Below are 21423 nucleotides of genomic sequence, written 5' to 3'. Positions count from 1 at the left end.
CTTCGCGCCGAGCGCGGTCTGGCCGGCGCGAATCTGTTCGAACTCAGATTGGTTGAGCAGATCCAGCGCGTGGATCGCGTGATGTTCGATGAAATACCTTCCGGCAAGAAACAGCGACGCAAACGTGACAGTCGAAGCGAGTACGTAGCAGATGGCGAGCCGCGCGCCGATGGATTTCATAGCAGCTGGTAACCGACGCCGCGCACCGTCTTGAACAGCGGCTTGCCGAGCGGCGCCTCGAACTTGCCGCGCAGCCGGCTCATGTAAACGTCGAGCAGGTTGGTGTCGACGTCGTAATGGGATTCCCAGATCTTCTCCGCTATCAGCGTCCGGGTCAGGATGCGGCCGGGATTCTGCAGGAAGACTTCCAGTAACGCGAACTCGCGGCTGGTGAGATCGATCGGCTTGCCGTTCAGATGGACGGTGTGGCTCAGCAGGTCAAGCTTGATGCCCTCATGCTGAAGCACGGTTTCCTTGACGGACGATTGGCGGCGAAGCAGCGAGCGCATGCGCGCGAGCAGTTCTTCCAGGCTGAACGGCTTGGGCAGGTAGTCATCGGCGCCGACATCGAGGCCCTTGACGCGATCCTCGACGGCGTCGCGCGCGCTGAGGATCAACACCGGCTCATTGAATCCGGCCGCGCGCCATTCGCGAAGCAGCTCCAGGCCATCACCGTCGGGCAAGCCGAGATCGAGCACGATGACGTCATAGCTCGACTCGCATAGCGCTTCGCGCGCCTCGGCGCAACTTTCAACCCACGTCACCGTATACGCGCGTTCGCTTAACGCCTGCTTGAGGTACAGGCCGAGCTTGCGCTGGTCTTCGACGATAAGGATCTTCATGATAAAAGCGCGAACGCGAGGGAATTTCAGGCTAGCGCAAGCGGATGTCCGTGACAAGCGAAGCATGGCCCTGCGGGGGTTTTCCCGATTTTTCTGAACGCAAATTCAGGAAGCGTTCGCGTCTGTTTCAGGTTGGAAGCGCGCATGTGGGTCGTGGGGCGATAAGTCACGCGCAATGAGTTGGGACTTACCCCGACTTTGCGCTGAATTCAGACTTCATTCAGGTTCGCCGACAAAGATGATGGACATCAACAGTCGTCGCCCAGGCAACCCATGAAACCCGCATTCCGTCCGCTCGTCTTGCAGATCCATCGCTGGTGCGGCCTGACCGTCGGGGTCGTGATTCTCCTGATGGCGATCACGGGTGCATCCATCGCATTCCGGCCCAGCCTCGAGCCGGTGCTCAATCGCGATCTGCTGACGGTGCCGACCTGCGCGGCGCGCGTACCGCTTGACACATTGACCGCGAATGCGGCCGCATCCCGTCCGTCGGCGACGCTCGACTACATTCGGCTGGTCGCCGGCAAGCACCATGCGCCGCGCATGCCGTCCGCGATGGTGCGCTTCACCGATCAGGTGTTCGTCTACCTCAATCCTTGCACTGGAGACGTGTTGGGCGAACGCTCGCGCTACGGTGGCCTGCTCGGCACGCTCGAGCAGATTCATCAGTTCCGCTTCATGAAGCACGGCAACGTGATTACCGGCACGAGCGCGCTCCTGTTCGGCATGCTGATGATCGGTGGCGGCATCGCGCTCTGGTGGCCACGCTCACGTCACGGCTGGCGAGTCGCGTTCACGACCGGACCCGGCGCGCGTGGACAGGCATTCACGTATCGGCTGCATCGGACGATCGGGCTCTACGCCAGCGCGATCCTGCTGCTGACGGTGCTGACCGGGCTGCCGTGGGCGTTCGACTGGTACGCGCACGGCATCTATGCGATCACCGGTTCACCGCAGCCCGCCAGTCCGCCGAAATCGGCCGTGCCCGCGAACGGCGCAAGGCGGCAAACGCTCGAAAGCTCCTGGCGCACCGCACAGGCACTGTCGCCCGACCCGCAGGATGCGCTGCTGCACATCCCCGAGAAATCGCGTGATCCGGTAGAGATGTACCTGATCGATCGCGCGGCGCCGCATCCGAATGCACGTACGATGTTGTTCATCGACGCATACACGGGCAAGGTGCTGCGGTTCGTTCCGTATTCGCGGAGCAGCGTCGGGCACAAGCTGTATTTCTGGGCGTTGTCGTGGCACACCGGCGCGATTGGCGGTGTATTCGGACGACTGTTGCTGCTGTTCGGCGCGCTGTGCGTTCCGGTACTCGCTTACACCGGCGTCCGGAACGTCCTGCGGCGCACGTGGCGTCCGGTGGCGAGCGACGCACGCCTGACCGTGCGCGTCGCGAAGAAAACGGTCGAGGCCGACGGTGTGTGCGCGTTCGAATTGACGGATCCGGCGGGACGCAAACTGCCGCGGTTCGCGGCCGGCGCGCATATCGACGTGCATCTTGGCGACGGTCTCGTGCGCCAGTACTCGCTGTGCGGCGATCCGCGCGAGCGGCGGCGCTACCTGATCGCCGTGCTGCGCGTTGCGGATTCGCGCGGCGGATCGGCGGCCATGCACGAGCGGGTTCACGAAGGCGATCTGCTCGACATTGGTGTGCCGGTCAATCACTTCGCGCTGGACGAGACCGCGCCGCGTTCGCTGCTGCTTGCGGGAGGGATCGGCATCACGCCGATCCTCGGCATGGCGGAACGGCTCGCGCGGCGCCACGCCGATTTCGAGCTGCACTATTGCGCACGCTCGCAGTCGCGCGCGGCGTTCGTGCAGCGGCTCGTGCGGGCGCCGTTCGCCGGCCGGGCCAGGTTCCACTTCAGCGACGAACGCGCGGAGCAACGCTTCGACATCGAGCGCGTGCTCGACAGTCAGTCGCCTCGCACGCATCTGTACATATGCGGACCCGCGGGGTTCATCGATGCGGTGCTGTGCGCCGCACGGAATCGCGGCTGGCCCGAGCGGCAGCTGCACTGCGAGCGCTTCGCGTCGATTGCGCAGAAGCCCATGGCGACGCATGCGTTCGACGTGCAGCTCGTCAGCACGGGCAAGGTGTACCGGATTCCCGAGCACAAGTCCGTCGTCGCGTCGCTGGCCGAACACGGCGTCAGGATCCCGACGTCGTGCGAGCAGGGTGTCTGCGGCACCTGCATCACGCGGGTGATCGTCGGCGAAGTCGACCATCTCGACTGCGTGCTGACCGCCGCGCAACGGGAGCGGCACGGACATTTCACACCCTGCTGTTCGCGCGCGAAAGGGGATCTGCTGGTGCTGGACATCTGACCGGCGGCGCAAACGCGGGCATCGTGCCATCCGGCGCGATGCCCGCCGCGGCGGACCGGATCGAAGACCAATAATCCAATCAAGCTGGAGGAGACCGTGGTGATTGGAAGAACGATGGTGGCAATGGCCGTCATGGTGTTGTTTTCGCCGGCGCTCTACGCGCAGGCCGACGGTGGCACGCGCGAGAATGCACTCGCGCCGCAGCCCGGACATGCGAAGCTCTACGCGCAGCAGCTGGTGGACCGCACGGTCGCGCTGCACCCGGAGCTCGTCGAGCTGGATCTTCATATGCGCCCCCCCGGAGGAGCGGAAAGCGTCATCGTCGCAGCCAAGTCCGCGAACCGGATCGGCAGGAAGTCGGACCCCGACGATCTCGACGTGGTCAAGACCGGTACGCCGTTCGTGGAAGTGAACAAGCGAGGCGACCAGAACGTCGAGGTGCATCTGCCGCTGCTCGACGTCACGCGCAAAGTGATCGGCGAAGTCGAAGTGACGTTCCCGTATCCGCCGGGGTCGGGGCTCGACAAGGAGGCGTTGATCCGGGCGGGCGCACTCATCCGCGACGAGCTGAGCCGGCAGATCCGCTACGGGAACGAACTCTTCGATCCGGTGCTCCCGACCAAAGGCATTCCGGAGAATCCGTACGCGCAGACGCTCGTCGACGAGGTGATCCGCAAGCGCCGCGACGTGATGGCGCTCGTGATGCACGTGGCGCGCCCGGGCGGGGGCGGCGACTATCCGATCATCGCGTCGAACATCGGGCGCATCGGCAAGCCTGCCGATGCGGACGACCGGCGTGTCATCGAGACCGGCAAGCCGCATGTCGAGGTCGGCCGCGAAGGAGATCGCCTCGAAGTGGAACTGCCGCTGCAGGACGCCGGCGGCGCTACGATCGGCGCGCTCGGCGTGGTGATGCCGTACCGCGTCGGCGACGACCAGGAGGTGCTCGTGAAGAAGGCCGAGAAGATCCGGGATGAATTGCGAGGGCGGATCCGCGATGCCGCGGCGTTGTACGAACCGAGGCAGCTCGTGCCGGCGACGTCGGTGATTACGGCGCGACTCGACGCGCAGGCGCTCGGCAACACGCAATCGCTGCCGATGACCAAGGAGGTGATGGGCGCCGGCGCGCTGCAGACGGCGACGGAAGGCGTGACCGACGCGGTCAAGAACCAGGCCGGCGTCGCGCCGACCAACTCGTCGGGCAGCCCTGCCGACGCGGCCAGCATTCGCGGCATCAAGGTCAACCTGTTCGCGAACTACCGGCTCAACGGCGGCCTGCCGACCGCGAACGTGATGTCGGTGCCGGCGGAGGACAAGGAGCGCGTGGAGACGCTGAAGGGCGCGAACGCGCTGATGTTCGGCGTTGCAAGCCCCGCGGGCATCCTCAACATGGTGACGAAGCGCGCGCCGATGGACAGGGACGTCGCCTCGGTGGCGCTGCTCGGCAACTCGTTCGGGCAGTTCGGCGTCGCGGCCGACGTTAGCCATCGATTCGGCAGCGAAAAGCAGGTCGGCCTCCGCGTGAACGCATCCGATACGCACCTCGAAAATGGTGTGCACGGTGCGAATGGGCGCGGCTGGTTCGGCAGCGTTGGCGCCGACTGGCAGGTCACCAACCGCCTGCATTTCCAGTTCGATGTCGAGACTTATCGGAAGGACGTCGTCGAGCAGGGCAGCATCAGCCTGCCGACTGCGGTCAACGGACACATCACGTTGCCGCGCGTGCCCGATCCGAGGAATCTGCTGTCGGGCCCGTGGGCGGTTTTCTCCGCGAAGACGACGAACGTCCAGGGGCGGGTCGACTATGACATTGCGCCCGGCTGGAAGGCGCTCGTCGAAATCGGTCAGTCGGATTCGGATCGCTCGCGCTCGACGACCCGGATCGGCGGATACAACGTGTTCACCGGGGCAGGCGGCATCCCGACCGTCAGTGAGGTGAGGCAGCTCTACTTCAACAAGTACAAGCGGGCAGAGCTGCTCGGTCAATTTGCCACGGGTCCGCTCTCGCACGACATCACGTTTGGCGTGTCGCGCAGCGAGCGCATCGCCGAGACACCCAGACAAAACACGATCGTGTTGCCGGTGCGGGTCAACATCTTCGATCCCATCCCGTTGCCCACTCCGGTGCCGACCCATCCCGACACGTCGCTGCCAAAGCAGGTCAACGCGGATACCGGCCTCTATACCTATGACATGATTGGCATCGGGTCGAAGTGGAAGTTGCTGCTCGGCTTCCGCGAGAGCCGGTCGTCGTCGAACGACGGCGTGGTGTCGTCATCGACCTGGGTCGGGTCTCCGGCATTCGGGATTCTCTACGACGTGCTGCCGACCACCACCCTGTTCGCCAGCTACATGAAAGGCATCGAGGATGGCGGCGTCGCCCCCGCAAACGCGAAGAACGCCTACCAGGTCCTTGCGCCCGCGGTGTCGACGCAGTACGAGTTCGGCGTGCGCGATCACTACTTCAGGTGGTTGCAGTTCAGCGCGTCCGTGTTCGACATCACGCGCGCGAACGCGGTGACCAATCCGGCTACGCAGATTTTCGCCAACGACGGCACGATCGAATACCGGGGCGCGGAAGCCGTGCTCACGCAGGACATCTCGCGCCAGTGGTCGCTGTCCGAAGCCGTCCAGTACCTGCACGCGGTCCAGAACCCGGAATTCGACATGACGATCAAGGGCCGTACGCCGGAGAATACGCCGAAGTGGATCGGCAACATCGCACTGACGCACCGTCCGCTCTGGCTCCCCGGCCTGTCGCTCACGGTGCGTGCATCGTTCATCACGAAGCGCCCGGTGAACCCGCAGAACCAGGGCTACATCCCCGGTTACACCATCTACTCGCTCGGCGCCAGCTACGCGACCCGGATCGCCGGCAAGCACGTCGACATCAGGGTGGCCGTCGACAACCTGTTCAACAAGCGTTATTGGAACTCGGTGCAGACCGGCACGCTTGGCACAGGAATGGACCGCAGCGTGCGGATGGTGGCCAAGATCGATTTTTGAACAAACGTGGAGCCCTTTCCATGCCCAACCTTCACCGAATCATCATGAATCTTTTCTCCATTCGGGCCATCGGCCGTGTCTTCGCCATCGCGGTCGTACTGGCGGGCATGCTGCCCCCCAGCGCGGCGCGGGCGACAGAGCCGTCGGATAACGACGCGCTGTCGCTGATCATCACCTACCAGACCTTGCCCGCGAACCGGCCCGCGTTGCGCCACGAGCTGGCGCACTCGACCGCGCGCGAGCTCGCGCGCTGGAAGCACGACGGGCGAATCAGGCAATACAGCCTGCTGTTCAATCGCTATGCCGATTCGGACAACTGGGACGCAATGGCCTTGCTGACGTTCGCGACGCCCGACGACCTGTACCGCTGGCGTACGCTCGAGCAGGCGCAGCCCGCGGCGCTGTCCGGGAAGGCGCTCGCGGTGACGACTTCAATCCATACGACGCCGGTTAATACCAAACGCGCGGAGGCGCTCGACGCGAAGGCGGCGAATCCGGTCTACGTGGTCATCCCGTACAAGACACTGGTCTCAGCAGGCGACTACGAGAAGTACGCGGACGCCTATGTGATTCCGCAATTCAAGGGATGGATGGACGAGGGCGTCCTGTCGAGCTATTCGCTTTATACGAGCCAGTTTCCGGCCGGCCGCCAGTGGACCGCGATGGTACTCCTGCAGTACAGGGACGAGGCGGCCCTCAGCGCGCGCGAGGCGGTGGTGAACAAAGTCCGCGAGCGCCTGACGCACAACCCTGAATGGAAAGCGATCAGCGACAGCAAGAAGAACGTGCGCACCGAAGAACAGGTGGTGATCGCCGATCCCATCGCCGTAAGTCAATGAGCTCTCTGCTCGCAAGGAAGATCCGATGAAAAAAATCGCACTTACGCTCGTTGCCGCTTGCCTGGTCGGTGGGCAGGCAAGCGCCGCCGAACCGGCCACGCCCGCTGCCGATGCGGCGCCGCAACGCATCGTCCTGCTCGTCGACGAGATTAAGGCCATCCGCAATTTCCCTGTGGTGCTGGCGGAGCGTCTCGGCTATCTGAACGACGGCAAGATGGCCGTGACTGTCATGAACATCCGCGACGACGTGTCGACGGCCGACATGCTGAATGACGGACGGGTCGACGCGGTGGTCGCCTACTACCATCACAACGTGGTTAACCAGGCGCACGGCATCGATACGCAGGCCGTTGTCACGCTCGGCGTGACGCCGGGCGCGAAGGTGCTCGTCGCGAACCAGGCAAGGGAGAAATACCAGAGCGTGACTGACCTCAAGGGCGCGCGTTTCATTGCGGGCGGCGCCGGGTCGTCGAAGAGCACGGTCGCGAACGCGCTCATGCTGGCGGGCGGTCACGGCATCGGCGATTACACGCGGCTCGGGACGGACGGCAAGGAGAAGAACATCGACGCGCTGCGTGACGGAAGCGCCGATTTCGTCGTAGCGCCGACGCCCGACGGGGATCTCTACGAGTCGAAAGGCGTGGCCACGGTGTTCGCGGACCTGACGTCGGTCGACGGCACGCGCCGGAGTCTGGGCACGCTGTTTCCGTCGAGCACGGTCTACATGTCGGGCGCACGCGTTCGGGCGCATCCGGAGATTGCGCGGCACCTGGCCGGCGCGTTCGTGCGCACGCTGCAGTACATCAATTCCCATTCCCCCGAGCAGCTCCTGGCTGTCATTCCGCCGGAGATCAGCGGCAAGGACCGCGTGGCTTATCTGAAGGTGTTGAAGGAGGAGATCCCGATGTTCGCGAACGACGGACGCATGCCGGACGACGGCGCGACGAAGGAGTGGCAGGTGCTCGCCGCGGCGAATCCGGCTTACGGGTCGGTGAAGGTCGATCGGACCTACACCAATGCGTTCGTCGATGAAGCGCTGCGTACGCTGCACTGAGCAGAAGCGTTTTATTCGCGCGGGGCCGTGCGGCTGCGTTCCGCCCCCGCGGCCCATACAGCGCGATGCTGCAGCCGGTCGCGACGTCGTTCAAGCGTAGCGCCGACGCGTGCATCGTCGCGACGGCGGCGGCGAGGCTGAGCCCAAGGCTGCTGCCGGCTGTATGCCTGCTCGTCTCCGCGCGATAGAACCGCCGCAGCACCGCCTGCCGCTCCTCGGGCGGGAGCCAGGGGCTGGGCGTCTCGCTGCAAAAAGCAATGCGATGCGCGACGGTCTCGCGAGCACCTGGAACGGGTCGCTCGAATAGGTTGGAGGCACAGTACGGCTGCGCATTAAAGGCAACCCTAAGAATTCCTTAAATTTTTGTAATGCAGATTTCAGATTGTGTTTATCCGGCGCCGCTATTGTTGAATCGTGGTCAGCAGTTTGGATCTTTGCCGTGCAAGCGCTCCCGCACCATCAGGAGCGTTCGCTGCCACCGGGTCAAGGCACGGTATATCCATTGCAGCCGAAGGAGAGCAGTCATGCGCGCCGCCGATAACTCCCTGCACTCGCTGGTCGACAAGTGGCTTGGCCTGGGACTGGCGAACCCCGTCCGCGTCATGCGCTTCGGGCACACGCCGGCGAACCGGCGGCGCTATGCACTGGTGCAGACGCGGCGCCCGACCGGCATGCTGTCGATGTTTTTCTTCCGCCATGACAATGGTGAATGGTGCGTATTCCCGCCCACCGAAGCGAGTCCCGCGATGCGCTTCGCCGCGCTGTGCATGCCGCAGAGCTGCGATTGCAATGGATGATGGCGAGTCTCACTGCAACGGCTGATCTGCGAAAAGTGTGCCGATCCAGGTGAGGATCGCAGTGACTGCGAGTCACGCCGGAACGACGCTAGTTCATGATTTGCGCCGCCGGTCTCACAATCGAGCTATACGGTGCTTCGGTTGGCAGTAAAAAAACAGCAAGGAGACCGCTTGTGAACGAGATCGGATCGAGTGTCATGATTAGCAGGTCCCGGGGTGGACTGCTACCGCGCCACATCTCGATATAGGTAGCCTGTCCTGCCTTCCGTGATACTGGTCACAGCTGGCACGTAGTTGCCGACGAAGGGGACACGCACCCGTGGGTTACGAATAGCATCTCGCAAACGGCGCAAAACCACACTGCGTCGTCGCAAAGCAGACCAGGGAGCAAAACGATCTGGTGGGTCATGGGTGGGTCCTGTGATGCGTTAGACGGATGAAAGACGGCACTCGATACGAGGCCATCGTCGAATGGTAAGGGCGCGCGCTGGTCTGAACAACTCGCTTTCGGAGCGACGTTCAGTTTCCGATGACGTATCAATCCGGATCGATCGATCAAACGATCCGTCGACAGATTCAGCCCAAGGGGCATGATGAGGAAATGGGTGCGGCGAATCTGCATCCGTCAGGCGAGCGTTCCGCGCCCCAGCGCGTTTGGCCAGTTGCAGGCATATGACGCCGGCGTGCGACGGCCATGCCTATTGCCAATCGACACGCCGCCGCTGTCCTTTCCGGAACACTGCGCAAATGTCATGGCCGCCGAAGTAGTTAACCGGCCATTCATAGCCATGGTTCGGCCGTTTCGGACACTTGTCAGTAATCAATCGCCCTATCGTGGACGCAATGCGCTCAGGCAGCCCGACGACAGCCAACTGTAATGCGAGCGACTCTCCATGTTCATGCAGGAACCCTAAGGTCTTACCGTTGTAACCAACGGTAAGGAGACGGCAAATGGCGACATTCCACCTGTCACAACGATGCAATAATCTGTACCTACGACTTTCGATGTCAGCAGTTGCGGGAGCGGCCGCGCTCGCATTCGCTACGATGCCCACAGGGGTGTCTGCGGCAAGGGACGATCATGCGGCCCAGACCCTAACGCCAATCAAGCATGTGATCATCGTTGTCGGCGAAAACCGAACGTTCGACCACGTGTTCGGCACCTACCAACCCCCGCAAGGCCAATCAGTGTGGAATCTGCTGTCGCGGGGCATCGTCAATGCAGATGGTTCGCCGGGCCCGAACTTCAACCAGGCGCAGCAATACGAAGCGCAATTGGTTGGACCGGCAAAATTTGCGTTAGTCCCGCCGAACAAAACCCCGTACATGCCGCTGCCGGCCCCCAATACCGGCGGTGCGCCGACGGCGGCTAGCGACGCAAGTCCGCCACCTTTCGCGACTCACGATGCGGCCGTGCAGGCCGAAGGCACGGCACTCGAGGCGTCCGACATCGATCAGTTGCTGAGCGGCGCGACCGGACTGCCGAAGGATGTAAAGGATTCGCGGGTGGCCAACTACAACGCGTTGCCGAGCGGTCCATATCTATTGCAGCCGCCACTCTACGATGCGTACATGGGCGGTCCGGTGCACCGCTTCTATCAGGCGTGGCAGCAAGCGGATTGTGCCGTCGCACATGCGAGCCGCGAGAATCCGAGCGGGTGCCTCGGCGATCTGTTCGCATGGGTGGAAACCACCATCGGCGCGGGCAGCAACGGCAAGCCGCAACCGACGCCTTTTACCGATCAGACCACCGGCGAAGGCTCGAATGCGCTTGGCTTCTACAACGTGAACAACGGCGACATGCCGTACTTCACGAAACTGGCCCAGCAATATGCGATGAGCGATAACTATCACCAACCGGTGATGGGCGGAACCGGGGCGAACAGCATCATGATCGGTGCGGCTGATGCGTACTACTACACCGACGGCAACGGCAATGCGGCAACGCCGCCGTCGGATCAGATCGAGAACGTTGATCCGTTGGCCGGCACCAACAACTGGTACACCCAGGACGGTTACTCGGGGGGCAGCTATAGCAACTGTTCGGACCCGGGCCAGCCCGGCGTCGGCGCGATCCGCCAATACCTTGAATCGCTGCCCTACGATCCCAAGCCGAACTGCGCGCCGAAGCACTATTACCTGCTCAACAATTACAACCCGGGATATAACGGCGACGGCACAGTGCTCGACAGAACGAAGTCGCCGTTCACGATCCCCCCGTCACCCGTGCGCACCGTCGGGGACACGCTGCTTGATCGCAAGATCCCGTGGAAGTACTACGGGGAGGGCTGGAACAGCTTCATCAAGGATCCGTCGACAAGCGTCTACTGCAACATCTGCAATCCGTTCCTGTACGAGACGTCGATCATGACGAAAAAGCACGTCCGGGACACACATCTTGCGGACTTGCCAGACCTGTATGCGGATATCCAGGCGGGCAATCTGCCAGCTGTGTCGTTCGTGAAGCCTGGCGGACTGCTCGATGGGCATCCGACATCGTCGAAGTTTGGGCTTTACGAGGCATTCGTGAGAAAACTGGTCGACGCGGTGAAGAGCGATCCGAAGCTATGGGCCACTACGGCGATCCTCATCACCACCGACGAGGGCGGCGGCTACTACGATTCCGGCTATGTGCAGCCCATCGACTACTTTGGTGACGGCTCGCGTATCCCCATGATCGCAGTGTCGAAGTATTCCGCTGGCGGGCGCATTTCGCACGGCTATGCGGATCACGCGTCGTTGGTCAAGTTCATCGAGCGCAACTGGGGGCTGCCACCGATTACCGGACGTAGTCGTGACAACTTGCCGAACCCGGTCCAGTACAGCGATAACCCATACGTGCCGGTCAATGCGCCTGCGATCGGCGACCTGTTCGACCTTTTCGACTTCGACCGGGACTCAGACACGCACGGGCATCATGACGGGTCGCACCCGGACCATGATGCAGGCAACGGCGGTAAGGGCTGGTGGCCTTTCTGACCATAACCTGGAACGCTCGCGCGACCGGTACAACGTAAAGTAGGACCGCCGCGCGTTCCGGCGGCGGTCACGGCGGCTCCATCAGGGCGCCACACGGTTGATTCCGCTGTGGCGCACGGGCACGTCCTCGGGTCGGCGTTCGATGTATCTCCGGGCCGGTTGCCGCGCGTCCCGGAGGGTTGGGCGATTTGAAGGCTGAGCGGGCACTCGAGGGCTGAGGGAAACTGAATCGCAACCACGCAGTGCTATCGGATGCCCACCTGCCGCGCCGTGGCATCGATCGCCGCTTTTGCCTTTGAGACGATTTCGTCGATTTCCGGCCGGCTGACCACGAGCGGCGGCGACAGCAACATCCGGTCGCCGCTCGCGCGCATGATCAGATTGCCGTTGAAGCAGAAGTCGCGGCACATCGTACCGACATCGCCGCCATTCGCGAAGCGCTTGCGCTCGAGCGGCCCCTCGGCGAGTTGCACGCCCGCCACGAGACCCGCGCCGCTGACCTCGCCAACGATAGGATGACCGGCGAACGTCTCACGCAGCTTCTTCTGAAAGTACGGACCCGTATCCGCTTTGACGCGCTCCACGATCCTCTCGTCGCGCAGCAGTTTCAGATTCGCAAGCGCGACGGCCGCCGCCACTGGATGCCCGGAGTAGGTGAGGCCATGATTGAAGTCACCGTTGTCGATCAGTGCGCGGGCGACGCGATCATGTAGACCGACAGCCCCCATCGGCACGTAACCGCTCGTCAGTCCCTTCGCGAGCGTGATCAGGTCCGGCTCGAAGCCGAAGTGCTGATGCGCGAACCATTCGCCGGTTCGGCCGAAGCCGCCGATCACTTCGTCCGCGACGAGCAGCACGTCGTACTTGCGGCAAATGCGCTCGATTTCCGGCCAATACGTGTCAGCCGGAAAAATCACGCCGCCCGCTCCCTGGAAAGGCTCACCGATGAATGCGGCGACATTGTCCGCACCGAGTTCGAGAATCTTCGCTTCGAGCTGCCGCGCGCGTGCCAGTGCGAATTCTTCCGGCGTCTGATCGCTTGCCGCTTCGCCGAAGAAATAGGGTTGATCGATATGTACGATGTTCTCGACTTTCGATGGCATCTGATCATGCATATAAGCCATGCCGCCGAGCGTGCCGCCCGCGATCGTCGACCCGTGATAAGCGTTTTTGCGCGCGATGACGAACTTCCTCGCGGGCTGTCGCTGCGTCGCCCAGTATTGATGGACGATGCGCAGCACGGTGTCGTTGCCTTCCGAGCCGCTATTGCAGTAGAAAAAGTGATTGAATGGCGCGGGCGTCAGTTCGGCGAGCAGCGCAGACAGTTCAATCACGGGCGGATGCGTCGTCTTGAAGAACGTGTTGTAGTACGGCAGTTCCCGCATCTGCCGGAATGCTGCGTCGGCCAGCTCCTGGCGGCCGTAGCCGACGTTCACGCACCAGAGCCCCGCCATGCCGTCGATGATCTTGTTGCCCTCCGAGTCCCACAGGTACACGCCTTGCGCCTTGACGATCACGCGAGAACCCGCGCGATTGAGCGAGCCCATATCCGAGAACGGATGGATGTGATGCGCGGCATCGAGCGCGCGGTATTCGGCGGTGCTGCGCGATGTGGCTTGCGAGGTCGGCGCGTCTTTCGTGTCGCAATGCTGCGACGTTTCCTTTTCCGCATACATCACGTCTTCAGTCTTATAGCTCATACTGCCTCCGTCTTTTCAAGGTTCTCATTGACCGATTGGCCCGCAGCACTCAAACGTGCAGCAGCAAATGCCGGCGTTCCCACGAACTGATCACGCGGAAAAACGCTTCGTATTCGGTCTCTTTCAACGCGAGATACGCGCGGACGAACCGCTCGCCGAGTACTTCGGCAATCGGCTCGCACGCGCTCATCAACGTCAAGCCTTCTTCGAGATTGCGCGGTAATTGATAGGGCAACGCATAGCCGTCGCTCGCCAGCGGTTCGGTCGCGGCGAGCCGCTCTGTAATGCCGAGATAGCCCGCCGCCAGGGTCGCGGCAATCGCCAGGTACGGATTGCAATCGACACCTGGAATCCGGTTCTCGATGCGGCGCGCGACCGGCGCGGAATGCGGAACCCGGAAGCCGACCGTGCGATTGTCATAACCCCACGCGACATTGATCGGCGCGGCCATGAAACGCGACAGACGCCGGTACGAATTGATGTACGGCGCGAAGATCGGCATCAGCGCCGGTGTATATTTCTGCAAGCCGGCGATATAGCCGGTGAACAGCGAGGTCGGCTCGCCGTCGGCGGCGGTGAAGAGGTTGCGGCCGGTTTCCATATCGACGAGGCTTTGATGCATGTGCATCGCCGAGCCGGGTTCACCTTCCATCGGCTTCGCCATGAAAGTCGCGTACATCTTGTGACGCAACGCCGCTTCGCGCACGGTGCGCTTGAAGAGAAACACACTGTCCGCGAGCTTGAGCGGATCGCCGTGCATGAAGTTGATTTCCATCTGCGCGGCGCCGACTTCGTGTATCAGCGTATCGACTTCGAGTTCCTGCACGTCGCAGTACTCGTAGATGTCTTCGAACAACGGGTCGAATTCGTTGACCGCTTCGATCGAATACGCCTGGCGTCCGGTTTCCGCGCGACCCGTACGTCCGACCGGCGGTTGCAACGGCAGATCGGGATCGCGGTTCATGTCGACCAGATAGAACTCGAGCTCGGGCGCGATCACCGGTTTCCAGCCGCGCGCCTTATATAGATCGAGCACGCGCCGCAACACGGAGCGCGGCGAGATTTCGACCGGGGTGCCGTCGAAATGCACGCAATCGTGAATCACCTGCGCGGTCGGGTCGACTGCCCACGGAATCATCCGGATCGTGCTCGCGTCGGGTACGCACACCATGTCGGGATCGGTGACGCCGGTCAGCGAATCGCTTTGCGGATAGTCGCCGGTGACGGTCTGAATCATCACCGCCTGCGGCAGACGCATCGATTCGCCCGATTCGAACTTGCTGCGCGGAATGATCTTGCCGCGCGCGATGCCGGCCATGTCCGGAATAATTGCTTCGATTTCGGTGACGTGATGCTTTTTCAGAAATTCGTCGATGTCATGCATGATTGTTCTCTCTGTTTTGGTCCGCATCCTGGGTCATGTGTGCAGGGTTTCGTGTATTCATGCGCTGGCGGCACGCGTCGCCGAAGGCGCGAAATATCGCGGTCGATAACGCGTCGTCAGCATGTTTCCATTCCGGATGCCATTGCACGCCGAGCGCGAATGCGCGGGCGTTACTGACGCTGATTGCTTCGATCAGGCCGTCCGCTGCGAGGGCTTGGACCTCGAGGCCTACGCCCAGTCGTGCGATGCCCTGACCGTGCAATGAATTCACCCGCGCTTCGTGGGCGCAGCCCGCGAGGCGCTGCAGCATGCCGCCGCGCGTCAGTACGATCGAATGCGATGCGGCGTATTGCGCGTCGAGCGAGTCGTCCTTGTTCTCGCGATGGTCGTTCAGTCCGCCGACCGCATGAACGCTTTGATGCAAGGTGCCGCCGAACGCGACGTTCATTTCCTGCAAGCCGCGACAGATGGCGAGAACGGGTATGCCCGTCGCAACCGCCGCGCGGATCAGCGGCAACGCGGTTGCGTCGCGCGCGGGGTCGTGCAATGTGTCGGGCTCGGTCGAAGTGCCGCCGTAACGCTGCGGCGCGACGTTCGAATAGCTGCCGGTGAATAACAAGCCGTCGACGGCGGCGAGCACATCGTCGATGCGCTGACGTCCACCGAAAGCCGGCGCCAGCATCGCGAGCGCGTGCGAGCCCTCGACGATCGCGGCGATGTACTTTTCGCCGACCACGTGCGACGGATGGGCGCCGAGCATCGTTCTATCGGCGGTGATTCCTACTATTGGCTGGTTTCGCATAACGAATAGGCGTGTCGATCCCACGCCGCACACCACGTGAACGGCGTTAAATAGCGCGCGCGGCGAGGTGGGAAAACGCGACGGCGAGTCGACGCCAAAGCGAATCCGCGCAATAACGCGCAGCGCTTACCAGATTAGAAGCGGTTCGATTGAATCCGTCGCGATGCGCGGTGATCAGTCAGTGCCGCGCGGACGCAACCAGCCAGCTCGCGAAAACGCGTGCAAACGGACGAATCGAACAGCGAAAAGAGATGAAAGAGGAGAGGCGCTACGGCAGCAGCGAAGCGACTTCGTCTGTGCGCACCGCGATGAACGCGCGCGCGGAGAGGACGTTGCGGCGTCGAACGGAACGACGCGACAGGACTGTGATGACGGACAGAAAGCGGCGAAACGCAAGGCTGCCGTTGCTGCCGTCGGCGCTGGCGCCGTCAGCGCAAGTACAACGCGCCTGACTGCGATTCCAATTCACCAAAGGGCCTCGGACTCTCACGATGACACTCGACTGGCGTAGTTGAGGGTATTGAACGGCCTGTTTCGAATCCACAGCGGATATTGAAGAAACAGGACACGGGTTGATCGAGAAGAAATGGTACTAGACGGTAGTAGCTCAATTCGCCGCGCCGCCCACGCGATCTCCCAATAGCAAGGATATACGAGCTAAAAATGCCGTCAATTTATTTTTGGATTTTGGCAAAGCGGCATCGAGCGTGATGCCGCGTGTTTCGTCTACTGCTCATTCACTCCGTGAGACGTGCGCGCACCGTGTATTCGCCTTCGTTGCCCTTGTCTTCGAGCATGTGTGCCATCGCCGTATTGAAGTCGGGCGGCAGCGGCTCGACCGCATAGCCGCGCTTTTCCCACGCATCGAGACCGCCCTTCAGCGCGCGCACATGATGAATGTTCTTCCGATGCAATTGCCTGACGATGCGCTTAGCGGTCGCTTCGTTGGGACACACGCAATAGACGACGATCGGCCGCTCCAGGTATTCCGGATGAATCGGATCGGGCGACTCGAGATCGAGCGGCCGGGCGCCGGCAATGCGGTGCGATTCCTTTTCGCGCACGGTGCTCGGGCGCGCGTCGAGAATCAGCGGCGGTTCGTTCGACTTCATCATCGCGTCGAGCTGATCGGGCGTAATGCGCGTATGCGCGAGCCAGCGACGAAACTGCAAGCGGCGCAGCCAGCGATACACCAGAACCGCCGCGAAGATCACAGCGAACGTATCGAAGATCGTGCCGCCGTTGTGTCGCACGAGCAGCAGCATTTGCACGATCTGGTGGTGCAGGGCGCCGCCGCCGATCACCCAGACGCTGGCCCATAGCGTGGCACCAACCATGTCCCACCACAGAAACACGCCGACGCCGATAGCGGTCGTGCCAAGCAGCGGCGCGGAAATCAGGCCGAGACCGGGCAGGAACTTCGCGACGGTTAGAATCGGTGCGCCATAGCGCTCATAGGTATTGCGCGCGACGCGTACCGTGGTGTCCAGCGACAGAGAGAAGCGCACGAGGTAATTGAGCAGACGGCGGCCGTACGCGCGTCCGGTGAAAAACCACAGCGAGTCGGCGATCAGCGTCGCACCGACCGCCGCGCAGATCATGTTGACGTACGAGGCTTCTCCCACCGCGGCCATCGTTCCAGCGAGAATCAGCGTCGGCGCGGCCGGAATCGGCATGCCGAGCTGCGTGACGAGCACGCTCACGAAGACGGCCCACACGCCGGCAGACGGTGGAATAGCGACCGGGAAATGCCACACAACCGCGCTCCTGATAAGCCAATAAAAGAAAAAAGAATCGTCCGCGCCGAGGCCGATACATGCCTCGAGCGACGCGAAAGACGGATTTAAGCACAGGTGGCGAGTCGGCGTCGTGAAAGAACGCCGACGAAATCGCGCGCGACCGACGAATGGGCGCGGCGCACGACGCGGCGCGGCCTGCATGCGCCGCGCGGCAAGTGGATCAAACCGGCTTGAGAAGCATGATTTGCCTCGCTTCAGGCGAGGCGGTCCGGGAAGAGGCCCGTTGCCTCACGCATCCTCGGACGGATCATAGGGCACCACGCGCTCATGCTCGCCCGCGTGATTGCGCGCAACGATCGCCCGCGCCGCGGCGTTCGCGTCGAGATTGAACGGCTGATGCGGCACGCCCGGCGGAATGAACAGGAAGTCGCCCGGCTCGGTGATGACCGACTCGCGCAAGCCTGGGCCGTAGCGCGTCTCGATCTTGCCTTCGAGCATATAGATCGCGGTCTCGTAGTCGGCGTGAAAGTGCGGCTCCGCATGGCCGCCAGGCGGGACTACGACCATGTACATCGACAGGCCGGTGCTGCCCGCGGTGCTCGCCGAAATGCCGAGGAAATAGGGCAGCCGCTGCATCGTCGCCATTTCCCGTTCGGGGCGCACCTTGACCACCGGGGCCCGCGCGTCGTGCGTAACGTTTGACATGGTCGCTCCTTTCGTCGCCGCCGTGCCGGGCGGCTTCACGCATGCCGAACTGAAAGTCTAGACGATACGGGCGGCAATGTCGGACGTGTTCGAGCGGACCTGGTGAAGCGCGGGCGGCCGCGAAATCGCGTTGCTACAATGGTCGGCATATCCCGACAGAGATCACGGAGACAGCGCATGGCCACGCTTCAGCCCATCAGCCTTCAGCCCATCAGCCGCTACCCGGTCCCCGAGCCGAGCGAGTGGCCCGAAGACATCAGTGCCCGCATTCTCGAAGTGCAGGAGAAAGCGGGTTTCGTGCCGAACGTGTTTCTGACGCTCGCGCATCGGCCCGACGAATTCCGCGCGTTCTTCGCTTATCACGATGCGTTGATGCTGAAGGAGGGCGGTCTAACGAAAGGCGAGCGCGAGATGATCGTGGTCGCGACGAGCGCGGTCAACGATTGTCTTTACTGCGTGGTCGCCCACGGCGCGATTCTGCGCATCTACGAAAAAGCGCCGCTGCTCGCCGATCAGGTCGCGGTCAATCACCGCAAGGCCGACATCACGGACCGCCAGAAGGCGATGCTCGATTTCGCGCTGAGGGTGTGCCGCGCGTCGGGCACGGTCGACGAAGAAGACTTCCAGACACTGCGCGGCCACGGCTTCACCGATGAAGACATCTGGGACATCGCGGCAATCACCGCGTTTTTCGGGCTGTCGAACCGGATGGCCAACGTGATCTCGATGCGTCCGAACGACGAGTTCTATCTGATGGGGCGTGTGCCGAAAGCCGCGGCGGATGCACCGAAAAACTAGCCTCGACTGGAATCGCTTCAGCATCTCTATCGGCAATTCGCGTCACGCCTGCGCGGGGCGAGATGAACGCCGCGCGGGCGTCACTACCACGGTGTCGTCGATAGGGAAATGCAGCAGTGCCGCGATCAATCCCGCCGCGACCGTCGCTACCCATAGCAGTGAGTACGAGCCCGTCAGATCGAACACGAGGCCACCGAGCCACGCGCCGAGAAACGAGCCGATCTGATGGCTCAGAAAGCACACGCCGAACAGGCTGCCGAGGTGACGCGTGCCGAACACCTTGGCGACTAGCCCGCTCGTCAACGGTACGGTGCCGAGCCACGTGAGGCCCATCACCGCCGCGAAAATCACCACGGAGACAGCGCTTTTCGGCAGCGCGAAGAATGCGGCGATCGTCGCGCTGCGCATCAGATAAAGCCAGCCGAGCACATGATGTTGGCGGAACCGGCCGCCGAGCCAACCACATGCCCAACTGCCCGCCATGTTGAACAGGCCGATCAGCGCAAGCGCGGTCGCGCCCAGCCCGATCGGCATATGACACAGCGTCAGATACTCGGGCAGATGCGTCGCGATGAACGCGAGCTGAAAGCCGCAGGTGAAGAAGCCGAGCGTCAGCAAGCGGTAGCCGCGATGGCGCATCGCTTGTGACAGAACCTCGCGCAGCGGCGCCGCGGGCACGTCCTCGAACCGCGCCTGAGCCGTCGCGTGGATCTGCGCACGCCGGTCGAGCACAATGCCGAGCGGCGCGATCAGCAGCATGGCGAAAGCGAGCACGAATAGCGATGTCGCGATGCCCGAATGCAGCCGGATGCCTTGTACGAGCGGCACCATCAGCACCTGTCCGGCGGAGCCGCCGGCGCTGACGAGCCCCATCGCGACGCTGCGCTTCTCCGGCGACGCAACGCGGCCGACCGCCGGCAACACCACGCCGAAGGTCGTGCAGCTTACGCCGATGCCGACCAGCAATCCCATGCCGATCACCAGCAGCGCACCGCTCGGGGCGACCGCCGACAGCGCGAGGCCGGCCGCGAACGTCGAAGCGCCGAACGCGACGACCGGCGCCGAGCCATAGCGATCCGCGGCCGCGCCCGCGAACGGCTGCGCGAAGCCCCACACGAGGTTGTGCAACGCGATCGCGAAAGCGATCAGCGTGACCGGCAGACCGCGGTCGAACGAGAACGGGCCGATGAACAGGCCGAAGGTCTGGCGGATGCCCATCGCGGCGCTCAGGATCAGCGCACCGGCGACGATCACGAGCGTCGCGGTGACGGTCGTCGCGGGAGCCAGGGCGGGGGCGGGTTGCTTGCTATGGGTCGTCGACATGGCGGCTCCTCCTTGGCCACCATCGTCGCAGCCCGCCGCGCAGCCGGCAAAGGAAAAGATTTCGACGACAGGTGAGCGTGGCTCACCTATGCGTTGCTACGTCGTCGTCCGCCGCCGCGTCCGCATGCGCGTCGAAGGCCGCCGCCTCGTCGACGAGCCAACGTTTGAAATCGGCGAGCTCGGGCCGCCGGATCGCGCTGTCCGCATTTTCCGCGCTGACCAGCCAGTAGGCGGTGGTCGATGCGACGGTGGCCGCGCAAGCCTCGACCAGCGCGCCGCTCGCCAGATCGCCGTCGACCAGCGGCCTGCGGCCGAGCGCGACGCCGAGGCCCATGCTGGCCGCTTCGAAGGCGAGCTGGATCGTGTCGACGTGCAAGCCGCCGCCTGTATCGATGCCGCCGGTACCGGTCGCGTCGAGCCACGCCAGCCAGTCTTCACTCGCGGCGTTCACGTGAATCAGCGTCGCGCGTCGCAGGCTCGGGACGCCGTGCTCGTCGCGCAGCGTTTCCAGATAAGCAGGGCCGCACACGGGCACGAAGCGCTCGCCGAACAGGCGCGTCCATGCCGTGCCGGCGACCGGCGCGCGACTCATGCGGATCGCAAAGTCGAAGCCGTCGACCGGAAAGCCGACCTGGCGACGCGACGTGTCCACGCTCACGACGACATGCGGCCAGCGCGCGCGAAAACCGGCGAGGCGCGGCAGCAGCCAGCGCGACGCGAAGGTCGGCGCGCAGCTGAGCGCGATCGGCCGATCCGCGCGATGATTGGGAAGACGTTGCGTGCCGATCGCGATCAGCGAAAACGCCTCGGAGACGTACGACAGATAATCCGCGCCAATCGCCGTTAGCGAGATGCCGCGCGGCTCGCGCACGAACAGTTCGACGCCGAGCGCTCCCTCGAGTCCGACGATGCCGTGACTGATCGCGCTCGGCGTGACGTTCAGCTCGGCGGCGGCGAGCTTGAAACTTTGATGCCTGCCGGCCGCTTCGAAAAAGCGAAGCGCGGGCAGGGGTGGCAGACGAAGCGGCATGTGCGTTCCCCAAGGCGCCGCGTCGTGCGTGGCGCGTGTGCCGGGTGGTGTTGGCGGGTGTAACGAGCTTGCTGTTTGGCGCAAGCATACC

16 protein-coding genes are annotated in these 21423 nt (G+C 63.2%); 7 read left to right on the top strand and 9 right to left on the bottom strand.

Annotated features, from left to right (window positions below; genetic code table 11):
- Positions 1–176: 176 nt before the first annotated feature.
- Entirely contained in the window at positions 177–842 is a 666-nt protein-coding gene (locus tag OKW45_RS09075) for a response regulator transcription factor (protein ID WP_018423281.1), read from the bottom strand.
- Between the two features lie 273 nt (positions 843–1115).
- Here OKW45_RS09075 and OKW45_RS09070 point away from each other — a divergent pair, with 273 nt between their 5' ends.
- From OKW45_RS09070 to OKW45_RS09045, 6 genes are all read left to right on the top strand, one after another.
- The gene (locus OKW45_RS09070) at positions 1116–3176 is read left to right on the top strand and encodes a PepSY domain-containing protein (protein WP_429467377.1); all 2061 of its coding nucleotides are present in this window, start codon (positions 1116–1118) and stop codon (positions 3174–3176) included.
- A 96-nt stretch (positions 3177–3272) separates the two neighbouring features.
- The gene (locus OKW45_RS09065; RefSeq protein ID WP_162634070.1) at positions 3273–6182 is read left to right on the top strand and encodes a TonB-dependent siderophore receptor; all 2910 of its coding nucleotides are present in this window, start codon (positions 3273–3275) and stop codon (positions 6180–6182) included.
- A gap of 44 nt (positions 6183–6226) precedes the next feature.
- Positions 6227–7021 (top strand): hypothetical protein, encoded by a 795-nt coding sequence (locus OKW45_RS09060; protein WP_429467375.1) that lies wholly within the window; start codon positions 6227–6229, stop codon positions 7019–7021.
- A 25-nt stretch (positions 7022–7046) separates the two neighbouring features.
- Positions 7047–8075 (top strand): ABC transporter substrate-binding protein, encoded by a 1029-nt coding sequence (locus tag OKW45_RS09055; protein WP_018423277.1) that lies wholly within the window; start codon positions 7047–7049, stop codon positions 8073–8075.
- A gap of 524 nt (positions 8076–8599) precedes the next feature.
- Positions 8600–8872 (top strand): hypothetical protein, encoded by a 273-nt coding sequence (locus OKW45_RS09050; RefSeq protein WP_018423275.1) that lies wholly within the window; start codon positions 8600–8602, stop codon positions 8870–8872.
- A 1005-nt stretch (positions 8873–9877) separates the two neighbouring features.
- Positions 9878–11851, top strand: a complete 1974-nt coding sequence (locus tag OKW45_RS09045; protein WP_429467373.1) for an alkaline phosphatase family protein — start codon at positions 9878–9880, stop codon at positions 11849–11851.
- A gap of 245 nt (positions 11852–12096) precedes the next feature.
- Here OKW45_RS09045 and OKW45_RS09040 read toward each other — a convergent pair whose 3' ends face one another.
- From OKW45_RS09040 to OKW45_RS09015, 6 genes are all read right to left on the bottom strand, one after another.
- Positions 12097–13551 (bottom strand): aspartate aminotransferase family protein, encoded by a 1455-nt coding sequence (locus OKW45_RS09040; RefSeq protein WP_429467370.1) that lies wholly within the window; start codon positions 13549–13551, stop codon positions 12097–12099.
- 49 nt (positions 13552–13600) lie between these two features.
- Positions 13601–14935, bottom strand: coding sequence for a glutamine synthetase family protein (locus OKW45_RS09035; protein ID WP_018423272.1), 1335 nt, complete (start codon positions 14933–14935; stop codon positions 13601–13603).
- Positions 14928–15737 carry a gamma-glutamyl-gamma-aminobutyrate hydrolase family protein gene (locus tag OKW45_RS09030; RefSeq protein WP_429467367.1) on the bottom strand — a complete coding sequence of 270 codons (810 nt, stop codon included), beginning with the start codon at positions 15735–15737 and terminating at the stop codon, positions 14928–14930. The genes OKW45_RS09035 and OKW45_RS09030 overlap by 8 nt, the downstream gene beginning before the upstream one ends.
- A 268-nt stretch (positions 15738–16005) precedes the next feature.
- On the bottom strand, positions 16006–16227 hold the full coding sequence (locus OKW45_RS09025; protein ID WP_026226309.1) for a hypothetical protein: 222 nt from the start codon (positions 16225–16227) through the stop codon (positions 16006–16008).
- A 247-nt stretch (positions 16228–16474) separates the two neighbouring features.
- The gene (locus tag OKW45_RS09020; protein WP_429467364.1) at positions 16475–17494 is read right to left on the bottom strand and encodes a VTT domain-containing protein; all 1020 of its coding nucleotides are present in this window, start codon (positions 17492–17494) and stop codon (positions 16475–16477) included.
- Between the two features lie 270 nt (positions 17495–17764).
- Positions 17765–18181 (bottom strand): cupin domain-containing protein, encoded by a 417-nt coding sequence (locus tag OKW45_RS09015; protein ID WP_429467362.1) that lies wholly within the window; start codon positions 18179–18181, stop codon positions 17765–17767.
- 177 nt (positions 18182–18358) lie between these two features.
- Between OKW45_RS09015 and OKW45_RS09010 the strand changes: the two genes are divergently transcribed.
- Positions 18359–18979 (top strand): peroxidase-related enzyme, encoded by a 621-nt coding sequence (locus OKW45_RS09010; protein WP_429467359.1) that lies wholly within the window; start codon positions 18359–18361, stop codon positions 18977–18979.
- A gap of 42 nt (positions 18980–19021) precedes the next feature.
- Here OKW45_RS09010 and OKW45_RS09005 read toward each other — a convergent pair whose 3' ends face one another.
- Both OKW45_RS09005 and OKW45_RS09000 read right to left on the bottom strand, forming a co-directional pair.
- A complete protein-coding gene (locus OKW45_RS09005; RefSeq protein ID WP_429467356.1) occupies positions 19022–20302 on the bottom strand; it encodes an MFS transporter in 1281 nt (426 codons plus the stop codon).
- Positions 20303–20384: 82 nt separating this feature from the next.
- On the bottom strand, positions 20385–21332 hold the full coding sequence (locus OKW45_RS09000; protein ID WP_429467354.1) for a LysR substrate-binding domain-containing protein: 948 nt from the start codon (positions 21330–21332) through the stop codon (positions 20385–20387).
- Positions 21333–21423 lie beyond the last annotated feature (91 nt).

It is taken from the genome of Paraburkholderia lebeckiae, from assembly GCF_050436225.1.
In the GTDB taxonomy this organism is placed as follows: domain Bacteria; phylum Pseudomonadota; class Gammaproteobacteria; order Burkholderiales; family Burkholderiaceae; genus Paraburkholderia; species Paraburkholderia tuberum.
The sequence above is the reverse complement of the archived record's forward strand: the minus strand, read 5'-3'. Positions and strand labels throughout refer to the sequence as shown.